15 protein-coding genes are annotated in these 14,375 nt (G+C 72.2%); 5 read left to right on the top strand and 10 right to left on the bottom strand.

Going from position 1 to position 14,375, the window contains the following annotated elements; all coding sequences use genetic code 11:
• Positions 1-81: 81 nt before the first annotated feature.
• Entirely contained in the window at positions 82-1,881 is a 1,800-nt protein-coding gene (locus JIW86_RS22065) for a prolyl oligopeptidase family serine peptidase (protein WP_257555585.1), read from the top strand.
• A 69-nt stretch (positions 1,882-1,950) separates the two neighbouring features.
• A complete protein-coding gene (locus tag JIW86_RS22060) occupies positions 1,951-2,733 on the top strand; it encodes an SURF1 family protein (protein ID WP_257555584.1) in 783 nt (260 codons plus the stop codon).
• A 37-nt stretch (positions 2,734-2,770) separates the two neighbouring features.
• Here JIW86_RS22060 and JIW86_RS22055 read toward each other — a convergent pair whose 3' ends face one another.
• From JIW86_RS22055 to JIW86_RS22025, 7 genes are all read right to left on the bottom strand, one after another.
• Positions 2,771-3,844 (bottom strand): hypothetical protein, encoded by a 1,074-nt coding sequence (locus JIW86_RS22055; protein ID WP_257555583.1) that lies wholly within the window; start codon positions 3,842-3,844, stop codon positions 2,771-2,773.
• Positions 3,841-4,572, bottom strand: coding sequence for a SigE family RNA polymerase sigma factor (locus tag JIW86_RS22050; protein ID WP_257559389.1), 732 nt, complete (start codon positions 4,570-4,572; stop codon positions 3,841-3,843). The genes JIW86_RS22055 and JIW86_RS22050 overlap by 4 nt, the downstream gene beginning before the upstream one ends.
• Before the next feature lie 220 nt (positions 4,573-4,792).
• Positions 4,793-5,866, bottom strand: a complete 1,074-nt coding sequence (locus tag JIW86_RS22045) for an aspartate-semialdehyde dehydrogenase (protein WP_257555582.1) — start codon at positions 5,864-5,866, stop codon at positions 4,793-4,795.
• Positions 5,863-7,137, bottom strand: a complete 1,275-nt coding sequence (locus tag JIW86_RS22040; RefSeq protein ID WP_215143311.1) for an aspartate kinase — start codon at positions 7,135-7,137, stop codon at positions 5,863-5,865. Before JIW86_RS22040 ends, JIW86_RS22045 begins: the two co-directional genes overlap by 4 nt.
• A 192-nt stretch (positions 7,138-7,329) precedes the next feature.
• On the bottom strand, positions 7,330-7,977 hold the full coding sequence (locus tag JIW86_RS22035; RefSeq protein WP_215143309.1) for a DUF5063 domain-containing protein: 648 nt from the start codon (positions 7,975-7,977) through the stop codon (positions 7,330-7,332).
• Positions 7,970-8,569, bottom strand: coding sequence for a recombination mediator RecR (gene recR / locus JIW86_RS22030; protein WP_215143307.1), 600 nt, complete (start codon positions 8,567-8,569; stop codon positions 7,970-7,972). Before recR ends, JIW86_RS22035 begins: the two co-directional genes overlap by 8 nt.
• A 36-nt stretch (positions 8,570-8,605) precedes the next feature.
• Positions 8,606-8,950 (bottom strand): YbaB/EbfC family nucleoid-associated protein, encoded by a 345-nt coding sequence (locus JIW86_RS22025; RefSeq protein WP_215143305.1) that lies wholly within the window; start codon positions 8,948-8,950, stop codon positions 8,606-8,608.
• Positions 8,951-9,205: 255 nt separating this feature from the next.
• Between JIW86_RS22025 and JIW86_RS22020 the strand changes: the two genes are divergently transcribed.
• Positions 9,206-9,952 carry an SLATT domain-containing protein gene (locus JIW86_RS22020; RefSeq protein ID WP_215143303.1) on the top strand — a complete coding sequence of 249 codons (747 nt, stop codon included), beginning with the start codon at positions 9,206-9,208 and terminating at the stop codon, positions 9,950-9,952.
• A 106-nt stretch (positions 9,953-10,058) separates the two neighbouring features.
• Here JIW86_RS22020 and JIW86_RS22015 read toward each other — a convergent pair whose 3' ends face one another.
• The 3 genes from JIW86_RS22015 to JIW86_RS22005 form a co-directional block, all read right to left on the bottom strand.
• On the bottom strand, positions 10,059-10,709 hold the full coding sequence (locus JIW86_RS22015) for a hypothetical protein (protein WP_136217620.1): 651 nt from the start codon (positions 10,707-10,709) through the stop codon (positions 10,059-10,061).
• Between the two features lie 163 nt (positions 10,710-10,872).
• Positions 10,873-11,541 (bottom strand): GntR family transcriptional regulator, encoded by a 669-nt coding sequence (locus JIW86_RS22010; RefSeq protein WP_215143301.1) that lies wholly within the window; start codon positions 11,539-11,541, stop codon positions 10,873-10,875.
• Positions 11,542-11,637: 96 nt separating this feature from the next.
• Positions 11,638-12,999 (bottom strand): aspartate aminotransferase family protein, encoded by a 1,362-nt coding sequence (locus JIW86_RS22005; protein WP_257555581.1) that lies wholly within the window; start codon positions 12,997-12,999, stop codon positions 11,638-11,640.
• Positions 13,000-13,201: 202 nt separating this feature from the next.
• On the opposite strand from JIW86_RS22005, the gene JIW86_RS22000 reads away from it, so the two are divergent.
• Both JIW86_RS22000 and JIW86_RS21995 read left to right on the top strand, forming a co-directional pair.
• A complete protein-coding gene (locus tag JIW86_RS22000) occupies positions 13,202-13,831 on the top strand; it encodes a DJ-1/PfpI family protein (protein ID WP_257555580.1) in 630 nt (209 codons plus the stop codon).
• A complete protein-coding gene (locus JIW86_RS21995; protein WP_257555579.1) occupies positions 13,824-14,351 on the top strand; it encodes a MarR family winged helix-turn-helix transcriptional regulator in 528 nt (175 codons plus the stop codon). Before JIW86_RS22000 ends, JIW86_RS21995 begins: the two co-directional genes overlap by 8 nt.
• Positions 14,352-14,375 lie beyond the last annotated feature (24 nt).

The raw sequence follows: 14,375 nt of genomic DNA, 5'->3' as shown, positions 1-14,375 counted from the left end.
GAACAGGCGTACTCGGGTTCCACTGTGCGCCCGTTCGGAGCAGTCGGCATCCCGGCGCGGCGTGCGGCAAGAATGGGGGGCATGACCAGCGACACCGATCTGAACATGCCCGCGTGGGAGAAGCGGTTCCGGGCGCCGCGCGTCGGGCTGCCCGAGTGGGCCGAGGACGCCCCGGACCGTTCGCTCTTCGTCTCCAACGCGACCGGGACCTTCGAGCTCTACGCCTGGGACCGCGCCACTGGCGCCCAGCGGCAGGCCACCGACCGCCCCAACGGCACCACCGACGGCACCCTCACCCCCGACGGCGAGTGGATCTGGTGGTTCTCCGACACCGACGGCGACGAGTTCGGCACCTGGGTGCGCCAGCCCTTCGCGGGCGGCCCCGACGAGCCGGCCACCCCCGGACTGGAGCCCTCCTACCACGCCGGGCTGGCCATCGGCCGCGACGGGACGGCGGTCGTGGGCCGCTCCACCGACGAGGACGGCACGACCATCCACGTGGTCCGGCCGGACGGCGCCGCGCCCGCCGTGATCTACCGGCACCGGGAGTCGGCCGGGGTCGGAGACCTGTCCCACGACGGGACCCTGGTCGCCATCGAGCACACCGAACACGGTGACGCCATGCACTCCGCGCTGCGCGTGGTCACCCTCGACGGCGCCACCGTCGCCGAGCTGGACGACTCCCGGGGCGGCGCCGAAGACCTGGGCCTGGAGGTACTGGGCTTCGCGCCGGTCGCGGGCGACACCCGGCTGCTGGTCGGCCACCAGCGGCGCGGCCGCTGGGAGCCGATGGTGTGGGACGTGGCCACCGGCGCCGAGGAGGAGCTCGCGATCGAGCTGCCCGGCGACGTCAGCGCCGAGTGGTACCCGGACGGCTCCGCCCTGCTGATCGAGCACGGCTTCGAGGCGCGCAGCGAGCTCTGGCGGTACGACCTGGCCGCGCGGGCGCTCGTACGCGTGGACACGCCGCCGGGGACAGTGTCGGGTGCCACGGCGCGCCCCGACGGGACGGTGGAGTACCAGTGGTCCTCGGCGGCCGAGCCCCCGGCCGTACGGTCCACCTCGGGCGGGATCGTCCTGGACCCTCCCGGCTTCCGGGCGCCCGGCTCGGTGCCGGTGGAGGACGTGTGGGTGGAGGGCCCCGGCGGGCGGATCCACGCGCTCGCACAACGGCCGGCCGGGCACGGCGACGGCCCCTTCCCGACGGTCTTCGAGATCCACGGCGGGCCCACATGGCACGACAGCGACGCCTTCGCGGCGACCCCGGCGGCCTGGCTGGACCACGGCTTCGCGGTCGTCCGGGTCAACTACCGGGGCTCGACCGGATACGGCCGCGCCTGGACGGACGCCCTCAAGCACCGGGTCGGCCTGATCGAGCTGGAGGACATCGCGGCGGTCCGCGAATGGGCGGTGACCTCCGGCCTGGCGGACCCGGCCCGGCTGGTGCTCTCGGGCGGCTCCTGGGGCGGCTACCTGACGCTGCTGGGCCTCGGCACGCAGCCCGGGGCCTGGGCGGTGGGCCTGGCCTCCGTACCGGTCGCCGACTACGTGGCGGCCTACCACGACGAGATGGAGGCGCTGAAGTCCATGGACCGCACCCTCTTCGGCGGCACGCCGGAGGAGGTCCCGGACCGCTTCGAGGCCTCCTCGCCGCTGACGTACGTCGATGCGGTGAAGGCTCCCGTGTACATCGCGGCGGGCGTCAACGACCCGCGCTGCCCGATCCGGCAGGTCGAGAACTACGTGGACCGGCTGGCGGCGCGCGGCGCGGTGCACGAGGTGTACCGCTACGACGCCGGGCACGGCTCGCTGGTCGTGGAGGAGCGGATCAAGCAGGTCCGGATGGAACTGGAGTTCGCGCTCAAGCACCTCCCGCGCTGACTCCCCCAGCTACCGCTGGGAGGGGCCCCACCCGGCGGGACGGCCGGTGCACCCCCGTACGGTGGTGGGGTGCACCGGTTTCTCCTGACCCCGCGCTGGTGGGGGATCAACGTCTTCGTCGCGCTCGCCGTCCCCTTCTGCCTGTTCATGGGGTCCTGGCAGCTCGGCCGGTTCGAGGACCGCGTCGACAGCCACCGCGAGGCGACCTCCGGGCGGCCCGCCGGCCAGACGGCCGCGCCGCTGGACTCGCTGCTCCCGGTGGACAAGAAGACCTCCGGACGGCTGGCTTCCGCGTCCGGGGAGTACGGCGACCAGCTGCTGGTCCCCGAGCGCCGGCTGGACGGCGCGACCGGCTTCTACGTGCTGACCCTGCTGAAGACCGACTCCGGCAAGGCCGTCCCGGTGGTCCGGGGCTGGCTGCCGGGGACGGCCGACCCGGCGAAGGCCCCGGCCGCGCCGGCCGGCCGCGTCGAGGTCACCGGCGCGCTCCAGGCCTCGGAGAACTCCGGCACCAAGGGGGTCCACGCCCAGGGCGGCCTCCCGGCCGGGCAGCTCGGCGTGATCGGGGCGGCCTCGCTGGTCAACCTCGTCCCGTACGGCCTGTACGACGCCTGGCTGACCGTGCAGACCCCGTCGGACGGCATGGCCCCGGTGCCCGCCGCGGCCCCGAACAACACCGGGCTCGACCTGAAGGCCTTCCAGAACCTCGGCTACACCGGCGAGTGGTTCGTCTTCGTCGCCTTCGTGCTCTTCATGTGGTTCCGCCTCTACCGCCGCGAGCTGGAAACCCTCCGCGACACGGAGGCGGGCCTGGTCCCCGCCGAGACCCGCGAGAGCGCCAAGACCGCCTAAGCCCTGTCCGGATCCGGGTCCGGGTCCCCTGCTGCGGCTACGGCTGCGGCTTCGGGGCGTCCACCGGGATCGCTCCCGTGCGGTACACCGTGCCCCCGCAGGCCTCGGGAAGGGTCGTCCGCGTGACCGGGGAACCGGTCGGGGGCGTGTGGGACACCGCCACGCCCGGCGCCGCCGGGGGCGTGGTCCCCGTGTCCGGGTCGGCGGCGGGCATGTCGGCGGACTGGCCCTGCGGCGGCTTCGCCCCCGCCTCCGGGCTCGCCGCGGCGCACGGCTCCCCCGACGGCACCCAGGCGAAGCGGACCTCGTACGCCGTGTTCGGCTGGAGCACCAGCACCGGCGCCTCCGCCGACGGATCGGGCAGCAGCCCGCTCGCGGGGTCCCCCGCCGTGTGACCGACCACGGCGACCCCGGAGCCCGGGCCGGTCGGGGCACCGGCCGCGGCGGCCGCCGTCACGGTGTCCGGGCCGGCGACGGCGCAGCCCTGCGCCGAGACGTTGGTGACCTTGAAACTGCCGTAGACCTTGCCGTCGGCCTCCGGGGCGCGGGCCGCGCCCACCACCCCCAGCTGTTCGGCGCCGCACCCGGGCACACCCGGCGCGGCCGCAGGCGGCTGCGGGCCGTTGCCGCTGCCCACGACCGTGCCGGGGGCGGTGCCGCTGCTCGTCGGGCCGACGGTCACCCCGCCGGCCGGGGAACCGGAAGCCGTCGGGTCCGGCTGCCCGGTGGTGCCGCCCGCGTCGGGCGCGCCACTGCCGGACCGGGTGGCCCTGGGCTGGGTCCCGGATCCGTTCTGGTGCGGGTCGGCGGGCGCGGCGCCCGGCTTCTCGCCGGCCTCCGCCCCGTGTCCGGCCATCGCCGAGTGCTCGGTGGAGGTGCCCTCGCCGGCGGTCATGTGCATGGCGGCCGGGATGGCGGTCCCGGCGAGCAGCGCGACGGCCGCGGCGCCGATGAAGGCCTGCCGCTTGAGGGTCCGGCGGGCGGGGACGGCGTACCGCAGCCGCTCCAGCGCGCCATCGGAGGGCTCCAGGCCCCCCACGGCCCCGCGCAGCAGGCCCCGCAGGGCCTCTTCCTCGCTCGCGCCGCCCGGCGCGGTGTGGTCGTCCCTCATGACTGCGCAGCCTCCATCGCCACCCGCAGCGCGGCAATGCCCCGCGATCCGTACGCCTTCACCGAGCCGAGTGACACCCCGAGCGTCTCGGCGACCTGGGCTTCCGTCATGTCCGCGAAGTAACGCAGCACGAGCACCTCTCGCTGGCGGCGCTGCAGTCCGCGCATCGCCTTGATCAGATCGTCCCGCTCCAGCTGGTCGTAGGCGCCTTCCTCGGCGCTCGCCATGTCCGGCATCGGCTTCGACAGCAGCTTGAGGCCGAGGATGCGCCGGCGCAGGGCGGACCGGGAGAGGTTCACGACGGTCTGGCGCAGGTACGCCAGCGTCTTGTCGCGGTCACGGACCCGGTTGCGGGCCGAGTGCACGCGGATGAACGCCTCCTGGACCACGTCCTCGCAGGAGGCGGTGTCGTCGAGGAGCAGCGCGGCGAGGCCCAGGAGCGAGCGGTAGTGCGCCTGGTAGGTCTCCGTGAGGTGGTCGACGGTGGTGCCCGCCACGACCTCGGTCACGGTCTCGGCCTCGGCCTCGGTGACCGACTCGGCCTCGGTGACCGACTCGGCCTCCGCGGGCTTCCCGCCCGCCTCAGCGCTGTCGCGCGGTGCGGGCACGCGGCCGCCCCGGGTCGGTACGGCAGCCCGTACGGGCGCCTCGGACGGCCCGGCCGGCGGGACGGGAACGATCACAGGAAGACCGCCGCCGGGCGCACGGGAGCCCCGGTGCGACGGGATGAACCCGGTGCGCGCCGGTAGGACGGCCAGTTCGAGCAGTGCCTCTGCCACGCCTGTAGGACACGCGTCCCCCCGTCAGGGTTGTACGCGCGAGGCAGCCGCCACAGCAATATCCCCATTGCCCTCATGCGTACCCGCTCTTCCCGATTGCCCCGTCTATCGAGACGGCAGTCGGGCCATCACCTTGATCAAGGGATCAGTACCGATCCTACAAAGCGAATTACGCAAATTCACCCGCGATCAGTTCCGCGATCTGAGTGGCATTCAGGGCGGCGCCCTTGCGGAGATTGTCGGCGCACACGAAGAACTCCAGCGCGCACCGGTCGTCGAGCGAGACCCGCACCCGCCCGACCCAGGCCGGATCGGTTCCGGCGGCGTCCGCCGGCGTCGGGAACTCCCCCGCCGCCGGGTCGTCCACGAGGACCACACCGGGCGCGGCGTCCAGGATCTGCCGGGCGTGGACGGCGTCCACCTCGTTCTCGAAGCGGGCCCGCACGGTCAGGGAATGCCCGGTCACCACGGGAACCTGTACGCAGGTCACGGCGATCGGCAGCGCCGCCAGGTCCAGGATCCGGCGGGTCTGCGCCCGTACGGCCAGCTCGTGCGACGACCAGCCGTCCTCGCGCAGCTCACCGGACCACGGCACGACGTTGAGGGCCAGCGGCGCCGCGAAGGGGCCGGTGTCCTCGCCCACCGCACGGCGTACGTCTCCGGTGTGCTCGCCCAGGGAGGTCCCGGCGACCAGCGACAGCTGGCGGCGCAGCACCTCGGAGCCGGCCCGGCCGGCGGCGCTCGCGGCCTGGTACGTGGAGACGGCCAGATCGGTGAGGGAGTACTCGGCGTGCAGCGCGCCCAGGGCCGCGATCATCGCGGCGGTCACGCAGTCGGGGCCGGCGACGATCCCGCGCGGGCGGATCCGTACGGCGTGCCCGTTGACCTCGGGCACCACCAGCGGCACCTCGAGGTCCTCCCGGAAGGCCGCGGACTGGTCCACGACGACGGTCCCGCGCGCGGTGACGACGGGAGCCCACCGGGCCGAGACCTCGGCCGGGGTCAGGAACAGCGCGATGTCGCCCGGACCGAGGCCGTCGAAGGCGTCCTCGGTGAGGGCGAGCACCTCGCTCTCCTCCGCGCGGACGGCCAGCACCCGGCCAGCCGAGCGCGCGGAGGCGATCAGGCGGATGTCGCCCCAGACGTCCGCCCGCTGGGACAGGATCTGGAGCAGGACCGACCCGACTGCTCCGGTCGCCCCGACCACGGCGAGCGCCGGGCCGGAGGACCGGTCGGCGGTCATCGTCCGGTGCCTCCGTAGACGACGGCTTCGTCGCTGTCGGAGTCGAGGCCGAAGGCCGTGTGCACGGCGCGGACGGCCTCGTTGACGTCGTCCTGGCGGGTCACGACGGAGATGCGGATCTCGGAGGTGGAGATCAGCTCGATGTTGACGCCCGCGTCGGACAGCGCCTGGAAGAAGGAGGCGGTGACGCCCGGGTTCGTCTTCATGCCCGCGCCGACCAGGGAGATCTTGCCGATCTGGTCGTCGTAGCGCAGGGAGTCGAAGCCGATCTGGCCCTTCGCCTTCTCCAGGGCGTCGATGGCCTTGTGGCCCTCGGTCTTGGGCAGCGTGAAGGAGATGTCGGTGAGCCCCGTCGAGGCCGCCGACACGTTCTGCACGATCATGTCGATGTTGATCTCGGCGTCCGCGATCGCGCGGAAGATCGCCGCGGCCTCGCCCGGCTTGTCCGGGACGCCGACGACCGTGATCTTGGCTTCGGAGACGTCGTGAGCGACTCCGGAGATGATGGCGTGCTCCACCTGCGCGTCCCCTTGCGGATTCTCGTTGCTGACCCAGGTGCCCGGCAGTCCGGAGAAGGACGAGCGGACGTGGATCGGGATGTTGTAGCGGCGCGCGTACTCGACGCAGCGGTGCAGCAGCACCTTGGAACCGGAGGCCGCGAGCTCCAGCATGTCCTCGGAGGAGATCCAGTCGATCTTCTTCGCCTTCTTCACGACGCGGGGGTCCGCGGTGAAGACGCCGTCGACGTCGGTGTAGATCTCGCACACCTCGGCGTCCAGCGCCGCGGCGAGCGCGACGGCGGTGGTGTCCGAGCCGCCACGGCCGAGGGTGGTGATGTCCTTGGAGTCCGCGGACACGCCCTGGAAGCCGGCGACGATGGCGATGTTGCCCTCGTCCAGTGCGGTGCGGATACGGCCCGGCGTGACATCGATGATGCGCGCTTTGTTGTGGACCGAGTCGGTGATCACGCCTGCCTGGCTACCGGTGAACGACTGGGCCTCGTGGCCCAGGTTTTTGATCGCCATGGCCAGCAGGGCCATGGAGATCCGCTCTCCGGCGGTCAGCAGCATGTCGAATTCGCGCCCGGCAGGCATGGGAGAAACCTGCTCGGCGAGATCGATCAGCTCGTCCGTCGTGTCGCCCATCGCGGAAACCACGACGACCACCTGGTGGCCGTTCTTCTTGGCATCCACGATCCGCTTGGCAACACGCTTGATGCCTTCGGCATCGGCTACGGAGGAGCCTCCGTACTTCTGCACGACAAGGCCCACGTGCGCTCCTCGCTCAGTCCGTCTCATTGCTGGTGCAGTGTAACGAGCGACCGGGATCCGACCGCTTCGTACCACATCATGAGACGTAAAGATCAAACGATGGGTTCCCCCGCGGGGCACTCGGTTACGCGCCCGGTTGCGCGCTCGGTTGCACGTTCACTTAGGCGCTCACCTGCGCACTCGCCCAGGCGCTCACGCGCGGCCGAGACCGCCGAGCTCCTGGGCCATCACCTCTCCGGCCTGCTCGGCGAGCTCGTCCTCCGCCAGGTCCTCGTCCGTGTCCAGGCCGTCCAGGGCGGCGAGGGGCTGGTCCAGCCGTACGTGCGCGATCAGCGACTGGAGGGCACGCAGAGTGGCCGAGGCCGTCGGGCCCCAGTTGGTGAAGTACGAGAACTGCCACCACCACAGCGCCTCGGTGATCCGGCCCGCCTGGTGGTGGATGAGCCCGTGCCGCAGGTCGGCGACCACGTCGGCCAGGTCGTCGGAGATCCGGTGCGCGACCGGGGCCTTGCGCGGCTCGTACGGGTCGAAGACCTCGGAGTAGACGTCGACCGGCTCCAGCATCACCGCGAACCGCTCGCGCAGGTCGTCCACGTCCGGCTCCGGGCCGAGGTCGGGCTCGTACCGCTCGTCGGGCAGCACGTCCTGGTACGCGCCCAGCCGGCCGCCCGCCAGCAGCAGCTGGGAGACCTCCAGAAGGAGGAAGGGCACCGCACTGTCCGGGTCCTCGCCCTTGGCCACCTCGGTGACCGCGACGATGAACGACTCGATCTGGTCCGCGATGGAAGCGGCGAAGTCGTCCGGGTCCTGGCCCAGGGCGTGCAGCGTTGCGTCAGACATCGAGAAGTCGCCTTCCTTCAAAGGCCCGCCCGAGCGTGACCTCGTCCGCGTACTCCAGATCTCCCCCGACGGGGAGCCCGCTGGCCAGGCGGGTGACCTTCAGGCCCATGGGCTTGATCATGCGGGCGAGGTAGGTGGCGGTCGCCTCGCCCTCCAGGTTCGGGTCGGTGGCGAGGATCAGCTCGGTCACCTCGCCGTCCGCGAGGCGCGACAGCAGCTCGCGGATCCGCAGGTCATCGGGGCCGACGCCCTCGATCGGGCTGATCGCGCCGCCCAGGACGTGGTACTTGCCCCGGAACTCACGCGTCCGCTCGATCGCGACGACGTCCTTCGGCTCCTCCACGACACAGATGACCGTGGTGTCGCGGCGCGGGTCGCGGCAGATGCCGCACCGCTCCTCCTGCGCCACGTTCCCGCACACCGCGCAGAACCGGACCTTGTCCTTCACCTCGAGCAGCGCATGCGCGAGGCGGCGGACGTCGGTGGGCTCGGCCTGCAGGATGTGGAAGGCGATCCGCTGCGCGCTCTTGGGCCCGACGCCGGGCAGCCTGCCCAGTTCGTCGATCAGGTCCTGGACCACGCCTTCGTACAACGGACTGCCTTCTTTCGTTCGTGTGCGGTGGGAATGCTAGAAGGGGAGGCCGGGAATGCCGCTGCCGCCGCCCAGCCCCTGGGCCAGCGGGCCCAGCTTCTGCTGCTGGAGCGCCTGGGCATTCTCGTTGGCCGCCTGGACGGCCGCGACCACCAGGTCGGCGAGCGTCTCGGTGTCCTCGGGGTCCACGGCCTTCGGGTCGATCACCAGGGCACGCAGCTCACCGGAGCCGGTGACGGTCGCCTTGACGAGGCCGCCGCCGGCCTGGCCCTCCACCTCGGCCCTGGCCAGCTCTTCCTGGGCCGCTGCGAGGTCCTGCTGCATCTTCTGGGCCTGCTGGAGCAGCTGCTGCATGTCGGGCTGGCCACCACCGGGAATCACAGGTCACTCACTCCATGCCGTCGGGACGCTTGGTCAATCCGAGCCTACGTGCTCCCCGCGCGCTGCGCCCTACGCCGTGAGGACCAACTCTTTCGAGTGAGAGACAGGACGTACGCGTACCTGATGGAGACCTCCTTGCGGGCGGAAATCCTGGGATACCTTGCCCATCGCGCCTCATTCGAAGGTAGGAAGAGCATGCGCATCATTGCGCACACGCGCACCACCACACGTCAGCGCAGGCAGAGGGAGTGCCGGGTGAGCCAGCCGGAGATGCAGCCCGAGGGGCCACCCCGGGATCCCCGGGAGGAGGGCAGCGGACCGATGGCGGCGGGCGATCTGACCGGACGGCCGTTCCCCCTCGGGGACTGGGGCGAGCCTGCCGAGCGGCTCGACGAGCTCTACCGCCGGGTCGAGGCCGATGCGCTGCGCACCGCCGAGTGGTACCTGTCCGACCGCGCGTGGAAGCGCCGTGGTGCGCGCGTGCTGCGCGTCGGGGCCGCCGCGGGCGCCGTCACGGGCGCCGCGATGCCGCTGCTGGAGCTGACGGGCTCGGCGCCGGGCGCGTCGGCGTACGGCTACCTGTCCCTGCTGCTGGCCGCTGCCTGCCTGGCCTGCGACCGGTTCTTCGGCCTGACCTCGGGCTGGATGCGGGACGTCGCCACGGCCCAGGCGGTGCAGCGCCGACTCCAGACCCTCCAGTTCGACTGGGCCTCGGAGAACGTACGGGAGGTGCTCGGGCCGACGGAGGGCACGGCCAGCGAGGCCGCCGAGCGGTGCCTGACGGTGCTGCGCCGCTTCTCGGAGGACGTGACGGAGCTGGTGCGCTCCGAGACCGCGGAGTGGATGGTGGAATTCAGCTCCGGCCCCGCCCCGCTGGTGATGCAGTCCCTGGGCGCCAACGGAGCCCGCTCGGACGCGTACGTCCCCCCGGCCCGTTTCCCCCTGCCCCCGGGCACCCGCCCCAACATGCCCCGCCAGCGCCCCCCGGAACAGCCCCGCTGACCGGTTCGGCCCTGTCGGCGCCCGAGGCGTGGGGGTCCCCCGGACGGAGTCTGGGGGAGGTCCGGGGCGGAGCCCCGATCTCCGAGCTCCGCCGCAGACCCCCTGCTCAACTGAAGATGATCATGGAGCCCTGTCCCAGACTCCGCGTGGCGGCGGCGTGCAACCCCAGCCACACGTGCCGCTCCCGCGCGAACGGACTGTCGTCATACGGAATCGGCCCCGCCGGCTCCTCCAACGACGTCGGCCGCCCCGGCGGCGCCGGCGCGGCAGGCGGATTACCGGGATCTATCCCGATGGCGGGAGCCACGAACGCCAGCTCCCGCAGCAACCCCTGCGCGGACCCCAGCGGCCCTCCACCGGCCAACAGCTCCTCGTTCGCCAGCGGAGCCGCGAAATCCACCGGCACGTACGCCCCCGCGTGGTCGTAGTGCCACACCAGATGCGACTGCTGCGCGGTCGGCTCGAACATCTCCAGGAGCTGCTCGTAGTCCCCGCCCAGCTCGTCCACCGGGGTCACCGGCAGCCCGCAGATCTGGAGCAGGTACGCCCGCCGCAGGAAATGCAGGGCGTCGTAGTCGAAGCCGGCGACCGGGGCCACGTCGCCGCTCAGGCCCGGCATGTAGGCGAACACGGGCACGGACGGCAGTCCGGCCTCGCCGAGCGCCTTGTCGTACGAGGCGATCTCTTCCGCGAAGGGGTTGTCGGGGCTGTGGCACAGCACGTCGACAAGAGGGACCAGCCACAGGTCACAGGCCACGCGGGCTCCGATCAGTCGTTGGCGCCGATCCGGCCAGAGTAGTGCTCCGGACACGCTCCGCGAAGGGGTGCGCAGAACCTGTACGACGGCAGAACCGTACGACGGCAGTACGACTGCAGACGCCACACGACGGCAGACGCCGTACGACTGCAGAACCGTACGGCTAGAGTCCGGCGGCCCAGTCCAGGCCGTGCTGGTTGTACCCCTGCACGATGCGCCGTACCGCGTCCGCGTCGGCGAGGGTCACCGCGTCCACCAGGTCGCTGTGCCCGTCCCAGAGCGCCGCCCGCAGCCGCTGCGGGTCGCGCTGGAGGTGGGGTACGGCGAAGACCCAGCACTGCACCCGGATGCGGTGCAGGAACTCGGAGATGTAGGTGTTGCCGACCAGCCCGCTCAGCTCCCGCCAGAAGCGCAGGTCGTAGCCGATCAGCACTTCGAGCGAACCGCTCTGCGCGGCCCGCCGCGCCTCCTCGGCCCGGCGCCGCACGGACACCAGCAGCTCGCCGGAGCCGATGGCGGTGCCGCGCTCGGCGAGCCTGCGGAAGATCCCGTCCACGACCAGCGAGCGGGCCTCGATCATTCCCCGGAAGTCGTCCACGGAGAAGATCCGCACCCGGAAGCCGCGGTGCTGGACCAGTTCGAGCAGGCCCTGGGCCGAGAGGTCGACCAGTGCCTCGCGGACCGGGGTCGCGGAGACCTCGTACTGCTCGGCGATCTGCTTGACGGTGAACTCGGTCCCGGGCGGCAGGCGTCCCGCGAGCACCTCGTCACGCAGCGCGTCCGCGATCTGCTGGCGAAGTGTGTTGCGGGTGACAGCGCCGCTGCCTGGCATAGGGGTCCGTCTCCTTAGGTGAACTCCGGACACCTTAGGCCAGGCAGCGAGGCCGAAATAGAGCGGTTGAAGATCGGTATGCGAATGTGCCGACCGCTATCCGGACGTGGTGTGGCGGTCGGCGACCGTCAGTGCCTCGTCCAGCAGTGCCAGCCCCTCCTTCGCCTCCGCCTCCGTGATGGTGCACGGGGGGACGACGTGGGTGCGGTTCATGTTGACGAAGGGCCACAGCCCGGACGCCTTGCAGGCCGCCGCGAATTCGGCCATCGGCGTGTTGGCCGCACCGGCGGCGTTGTACGGGACGAGGGGCTCGCGCGTCTCCTTGTCCCGTACGAGTTCCAGGGCCCAGAACGTGCCCAGCCCGCGGACCTCCCCGACGGAGGGGTGCCGCTCGGCGATCTCGGCGAGCGCCGGGCCGATCACGTTCGCGCCGAGGTGGGCGGCGTGCTCGACGATGCCCTCCTCCTCCATCGCGTTGATCGTGGCGACGGCGGCGGCGCAGGCCAGGGGGTGGCCGGAGTAGGTGAGTCCGCCCGGGTAGGGGCGTGTGGCGAAGGTCTCGGCGATGGCGGCGGAGATGGCGACGCCGCCGAGCGGCACGTAACCGCTGTTCACGCCCTTGGCGAAGGTGATCAGGTCGGGGGTGACGCCCCAGTGGTCGGCGGCGAACCACTTGCCGGTGCGGCCGAAGCCCGACATGACCTCGTCCAGGATGAAGACGATGCCGTGGCGGTCGCAGAGCTCGCGTACGCCCGCGAGGTAGCCGGCCGGCGGGGTCATGATCCCGGCGGTGCCGGGCACGCTCTCCAGGATGATCGCCGCGATGGTCTGCGGCCCCTCGAAGGCGATGGTGTCGGCGAGGTGGGCGAGGGCCCGCTCGCACTCCTCGGCCTCGGTGGTGGCGTGGAAGGCGGAGCGGTAGAGGTACGGGCCCCAGAAGTGCACGACGCCTGCGGCGGCCGTGTCGGAGGGCCAGCGGCGCGGGTCGCCGGTGAGGTTGATCGCGGCGGCGGTGGCGCCGTGGTACGAGCGGTAGGTGGAGAGCACCTTCTGCCGGCCGGTGTGCAGCCGGGCCATGCGGACGGCGTTCTCGACGGCCTCGGCGCCGCCGTTGGTGAAGAAGATCTTGTCCAGGTCGCCGGGGGTCCGCTCGGCGATGAGGCGTGCGGCCTCGGAGCGGACGTCGACGGCGAAGCCGGGCGCGAGGGTGCAGAGCCGGGCCGCCTGCTCCTGGACGGCGGCGACGACCTTGGGGTGCTGGTGGCCGATGTTGGTGTTGACCAGCTGGGAGGAGAAGTCGAGGAAGCGCTTGCCGTCGTAGTCCCAGAAGTACGACCCCTCGGCCCCGGCCACGGCGAGCGGGTCGATGAGGGCCTGGGCGGACCAGGAGTGGAAGACATGCTTCCGGTCGGCGTCCTTCACTGCGGCGAGGGTGTGCGAGGTGACATGAGGGGTCATGGCGTCACGCTAGAAGTGCGCAGGTGGGGAGGGATATCGGCGGACTGTATGGGGGTGGGGGGCCGGTCTCGGCAGTCTGTCTGCCACGCGCCTGCCTCTCTGAGCCATTGACAGCATCCTGTCATCATGACAGTCTCTTGTCATAGAACAGGTCAGAGCAGCTCAGAGCAGGTCCTGAACGTCAACGCCGGAGGCGATCACGATGAACGAGACCCCGCGCAAGCCCGTCCACCTCGCGGTCTACGACACGTACGCGGACTGGGAGACCGGTCACACCACCGCGCACCTGACCCAGCGCGGCCACCGGGTCCGTACCGTCGGCCCGGCCGCGGAGCGGCCGGTCACCACCATGGGCGGCGTCCGCATCCAGCCCGACCTGGCCCTGGCCGACCTGCGGCCGCAGGACTCCTCCCTGCTGATCCTCACCGGCGCCTCGCTGTGGGACACCAGCGAGGAGCTGGCGCCGTTCGCGGCGAAGGCCCGGGAGTTCCTGGACGCCGGCGTGCCGGTCGCGGCGATCTGCGGAGCCACGGCCGGCCTGGCCCGGGAGGGCCTGCTGGACGGGCGCGCCCACACCAGCGCGGCCTCCTTCTACCTGGCCGAGCAGCCGGGCTACGGGGGCGCCGAGCGCTACGTCGAGGCCGACGCGGTGACGGACGGCGACCTGATCACGGCGGGGCCGACGGAACCGGTGGCCTTCGCCCGCGAGGTCTTCGCCCGCCTGGACGTGTACAAGCCGGATGTGCTGGACGCCTGGTACCGGCTGTTCCACGACTCGGACGCGAGCGCGTACCCGGTCCTGATGGCGGCGGAGGCGGCGGGCGATGCGTGAGCCGGAGGAACTCCCCGTCCGGGCCCGGCAGGACCTGCTGAGCCGGACCGCGCTCGGGGTGTTCCGGCTGAACGGCCAGTTCCTCGCGGTGTCGGAGGAGCTGGCCCGCCCGGCCGGCCTGACCGCGGCCTGGTGGCAGGTGCTCGGAGCCGTACTCCGGGATCCCCTCCCTGTCGCGGGCATCGCCCGGGCCATGGGCATCACGCGGCAGAGCGTCCAGCGCATCGCCGACCTGCTCGCCGCCGAGGGCCTGGCGGAGTACGTCCCGAACCCGGCACACCGCCGCGCCAAACTCCTGCGCCCGACGGATGCGGGCCGCGCGGCGATCGCCCGCATCACCCCGGGCCACGCCTCCCTGGCCACCCGCCTGGCAGAAGAACTGGGCGATGCCGCCTTCACGGAAACGGTCCACGTCCTGGAACGCCTGACGGCGGCCCTGGACACCCTGTCCACACCCCCGCCCGCACCACCAACCGGCCCCGCCTGGGGGTCCCCCCGGACGGAGTCTGGGGGAGTTTGAGGCGCGGGGTCTGGGGCGGAGCCC

It is taken from the genome of Streptomyces sp. NBC_00162 (assembly GCF_024611995.1).
GTDB lineage: Bacteria > Actinomycetota > Actinomycetes > Streptomycetales > Streptomycetaceae > Streptomyces.
This window is presented reverse-complemented; position numbering and strand designations above follow the sequence as displayed.

Bases quoted from the DNA above. Each gene is read 5' to 3' on its own strand.
- JIW86_RS22010 (WP_215143301.1), bottom strand. From the start codon at position 11,541: ATGCCAGGCAGCGGCGCTGTCACCCGCAACACACTTCGCCAGCAGATC.
- JIW86_RS21995 (WP_257555579.1), top strand. From the start codon at position 13,824: ATGCGTGAGCCGGAGGAACTCCCCGTCCGGGCCCGGCAGGACCTGCTG.
- JIW86_RS22065 (WP_257555585.1), top strand. From the start codon at position 82: ATGACCAGCGACACCGATCTGAACATGCCCGCGTGGGAGAAGCGGTTC.
- JIW86_RS22005 (WP_257555581.1), bottom strand. From the start codon at position 12,999: ATGACCCCTCATGTCACCTCGCACACCCTCGCCGCAGTGAAGGACGCC.
- JIW86_RS22035 (WP_215143309.1), bottom strand. From the start codon at position 7,977: ATGTCTGACGCAACGCTGCACGCCCTGGGCCAGGACCCGGACGACTTC.
- JIW86_RS22000 (WP_257555580.1), top strand. From the start codon at position 13,202: ATGAACGAGACCCCGCGCAAGCCCGTCCACCTCGCGGTCTACGACACG.
- JIW86_RS22045 (WP_257555582.1), bottom strand. From the start codon at position 5,866: ATGACCGCCGACCGGTCCTCCGGCCCGGCGCTCGCCGTGGTCGGGGCG.
- JIW86_RS22055 (WP_257555583.1), bottom strand. From the start codon at position 3,844: ATGAGGGACGACCACACCGCGCCGGGCGGCGCGAGCGAGGAAGAGGCC.